Source organism: Synechococcus sp. R5-15 (assembly GCF_047462035.1).
In the GTDB taxonomy this organism is placed as follows: Bacteria; Cyanobacteriota; Cyanobacteriia; order Thermostichales; family Thermostichaceae; genus Thermostichus.
Genome location: NZ_JANSIK010000136.1, coordinates 1 through 3,199, shown reverse-complemented (window position 1 = coordinate 3,199; position 3,199 = coordinate 1). Strand labels below are relative to the sequence as shown.

The following is a 3,199-nucleotide window of genomic DNA, read 5'->3' as shown; positions in this document are numbered from 1 at the left end:
TGCGGGCACTGCGGTTGGGAAGGGGATGCGGATTTTAACGGTGCGAAGGTGATTGCGCTTTTGGGGGCTGTCGTAAACCAGCCTAGAGGTCCGTGGTTGGCTTGCCAACTGCAGGGCTGCCGAAAGCCCGCCCTGTACTGCGAAGCAGTCAGGGTCGGGTAGTTTACTAAAATGCCACCTCGGAGCTTCTTCCCCATAGGTCTTGCTCTCCAGCGTTACGTCCTCACAATCTTAGCTTCACATTGCTTCATGAAAACCCAAAAACAATGTCTGGCTCTCCACCTGGGAGTGTGGCACGGCCTCTTCTCCAACTATCGACCCACCGCCGGCGGCTGGGAGCTGGGGGGCCAAAAGCGCAGCCTCATCACCTTTGAGGCCTTGGCTCCATCCTCTTCTTCAGGAAGTCCGGCGGCAGGGAGCGCGATCCGCCAAACCAACGCCTACTACCCCCTACAGGGATCCCCCACTCCCGAAAGCTCCCAGAGCTGGGTCTACCAGGATTTCTCGCCGGGATTGCGCTTTTTCCCCGATGGATCTTTTTCCAATGGGCGGCTGCAGCTGGCGCCGTTTAGTGATTTTGCCGTCGAGCAGGGCTTTCTCTGGGGGGATCGCAAGGCGCGGCTGGTGCAACAGTGGGATGCCCAAGGTCGTCTGGTAGAGGTAACCGCGATCCTGGAGCGGCGCGGCCAAGCTTTGGATCCCGTTGCAGACTGTGCACCCCTGAGCAGAGAGCAGCTGAGAGCCTGCCTCCAGGGGAGATGGCGGGGGATCGCCCAGAGCTTTGCGGTTGCCGAGGGCCGGTTTGCCGAAGCCGAGGTGGACTGCTTGGGGGCAGAGTGGTTGAGCAACTGGGATCCCTTGCCGGGAGGGCTGTGGATTGGCGGGCCGGATCCCTTGCCCATCCCTACCGCCCACCGGGATCGCAGCTTTTCGGTGAGCCTGAGCTGGTTTCCGCAGCCGGAAGACTGCCATTGTCTCTTGCGTTTGATCCGGGACTACGATGCCCGCGGTGCTTGGCAGCGGGTTACGCTGATCCGGGCGCAGAAGGATCCCGTTTGAGAAAGGCGCAAACCTGGGCAAACACCGTTTCCCGCTCGCAGTCCAAAGTGAGGATGTGGTCGGAGTGCTCCAGCCAAGACAAGATCTTCTCCTCGGATCCCAGCTCTTGATAGAGCCACGCTGCCTGTTCAGGATCCACTACTGTATCTTGGCGAGATTGCAGGATCAGAGTGGGAACCCGGATGCCAGCCACCTCTCCCTTGACCCGCTCGATCAGCTCCAGAGCGCTGCGCACCGCCGACAGATTAAAGCTGCGGAAATAGGCCGTTCTTTCTGCCAAGGCTCGAGCGTCCCCATCCCGAATCGGCAAGCTGAGGCGGGGCACCTCCTTCAATAGCCAACCCAGGCTGTTCAGGTACTGCTCAGGGCGAAAAAGATAGTACCAGCGGTGGCGAATGGCGAAAAATGGCGCCAGCAGCACCAATTTATGGATGGGATGGGCAAAAGCCAGGTGCAAAGCCAGCAGACAGCCGGTGGAAAAGCCCACCAAGGAAACGCGGGGATACTCCTGCTGCAAAGCCAGATAATGCTCCAAAGCCCGCCCGTACCACTCCGTCCAGCGGGAAGGGGGCATGTGGGCAGACCGGCGGTCGTGTAAGCGATGCGGAGCACTGTCATGGCCGGGATAGTTAAATCCCTGCACCGTCAGGCCAGCCGCCAACAGCCGCTCTGCCAGCCATTGCAACTCGTAAACACCGCCCCCCAATCCATGTAGCAGCAGACAGGCGTGTTCCCCTGCTCCTCGCCACAAAAAGGGTTCGTTACTCAACATATAAAACTCCGTTCCACTTCGCGACGGGATCCCTTGCTAGCCCAAGGTGATATCCAGCAACATCATCACCACAAACCCACTGATGACCCCAAAGGTGCCCTCCCGCTCCAACCCCTGCCGGTGCGACTCAGGGATGATCTCATCGGAAATGACAAACAACATCGCCCCCGCCGCAAAAGCCATGCCCCAGGGTAGTAGGGGCTGCGCCAGAGAGACCACCGTTGCTCCCAGGATCCCGCCGATGGGCTCCACCAGTCCGGTCAGCAGGGCGATGCCAAAAGCGAACAGCCGCGAGTACCCCTGGCCCACCAGTGACAAAGCCACCACCAGCCCTTCTGGCATGTTCTGCAAGCCGATCCCCAACGCCAACGCCAACCCATCGCCGACTTGGCCGGTGGCAAATCCCACCCCCACCGCCAAGCCTTCCGGGAAATTGTGCAGGGCAATGGCAATGATGAACAGCCAAATCCGCTTCAAATGGGCGCGGTTCTCCCCTTCCACCCCTTTGAAAAAGTGCTCGTGGGGAAAAAAGCGGTGGGCACTCTCCAGGAAGATCGCCCCCAACAACAGGCCTGCCACCATCACCACAGCCGCCCCAAATGGGGAATACCCCAGCGCCATGGCTGCCTCGGTGCCCGGCACCAGCAGGGAAAAAGAGGTGGCCGCCAACATCACCCCACCCCCAAACCCCAGCAGGATCCCTTGTACCCTTTCGGAGAGCGAGGGAAGAAAAAGGGCCGGCAAAGCCCCCAGCCCCGTCGCCAAGCCGGCGATAAAGCTAGCCAGGGATCCCATCCCAATTGGATGCACAAGCCAATCTCCACAAAGGCCGAATGCTTTTCAATTCTCCTCCCTTTCCAACGTTGTGTGAACATTGCTGGCTCGAGCGGCATAGGCGAGGTTCTGAAAGTTGGCTTGGAGCGCCAGATTTTGTGCTTACAAGCAAGGTACCTAAGAGCAAGTCTGAAGGAGCTATTCCCTAGTTGGAGTTTGCCAGCTAAGCCAAGGTTTATTACAATAATTGTAAATTGCCTCGGCACAGAAGCGTCCTGAACAGCAATTGGACTGGAGTACACTGCAGCAAGACAGGTCGATAAAAACTAAAGTCAAGTCCGATAGTGATGACGAGTGAGAGAGCGATGAAGAAAAAAGCAGTTACAACTCTTGTGGCCTTGAGTCTAGGAGCAGCCTGTCTAGGACTGACCGGCAGCGCTGACGGCAGAAGCGGTGGGACGATAGTGCCTACACTGACATCTACGCCAACTCCAACACTAACACTTACGACGACTCTAGCACTGGGGGATGAGCCTCCGAACGAGGATGAGCCTCCGAACGAGGATGAGCCTCCGAACGAGGATGAGCCTCCGA

The 3,199-nt window shown here is 58.6% G+C and carries 3 protein-coding genes and 1 pseudogene; 2 read left to right on the top strand and 2 right to left on the bottom strand.

What is annotated here, in order from left to right; genetic code table 11:
* Nucleotides 1-162, top strand: a pseudogene (locus NW839_RS11435) (RNA-guided endonuclease TnpB family protein); the annotation flags it as partial.
* 87 nt (nt 163-249) lie between these two features.
* Nucleotides 250-1,059 (top strand): DUF3598 family protein, encoded by an 810-nt coding sequence (locus tag NW839_RS11430; RefSeq protein ID WP_414351759.1) that lies wholly within the window; start codon nt 250-252, stop codon nt 1,057-1,059.
* Here the strand turns inward: NW839_RS11430 and NW839_RS11425 are convergent.
* Complete coding sequence (locus NW839_RS11425) at nt 1,025-1,831, bottom strand: alpha/beta hydrolase (RefSeq protein ID WP_414351761.1); 807 nt, start codon at nt 1,829-1,831, stop codon at nt 1,025-1,027. The genes NW839_RS11430 and NW839_RS11425 overlap by 35 nt on opposite strands.
* A gap of 36 nt (nt 1,832-1,867) precedes the next feature.
* Complete coding sequence (locus NW839_RS11420) at nt 1,868-2,626, bottom strand: ZIP family metal transporter (protein WP_083757643.1); 759 nt, start codon at nt 2,624-2,626, stop codon at nt 1,868-1,870.
* Nucleotides 2,627-3,199 lie beyond the last annotated feature (573 nt).

Excerpts from the sequence above, each read along its gene's own strand:
- NW839_RS11430 (WP_414351759.1), top strand. The coding sequence starts at position 250 with ATGAAAACCCAAAAACAATGTCTGGCTCTCCACCTGGGAGTGTGGCAC.
- NW839_RS11425 (WP_414351761.1), bottom strand. The coding sequence starts at position 1,831 with ATGTTGAGTAACGAACCCTTTTTGTGGCGAGGAGCAGGGGAACACGCC.
- NW839_RS11420 (WP_083757643.1), bottom strand. The coding sequence starts at position 2,626 with ATGGGATCCCTGGCTAGCTTTATCGCCGGCTTGGCGACGGGGCTGGGG.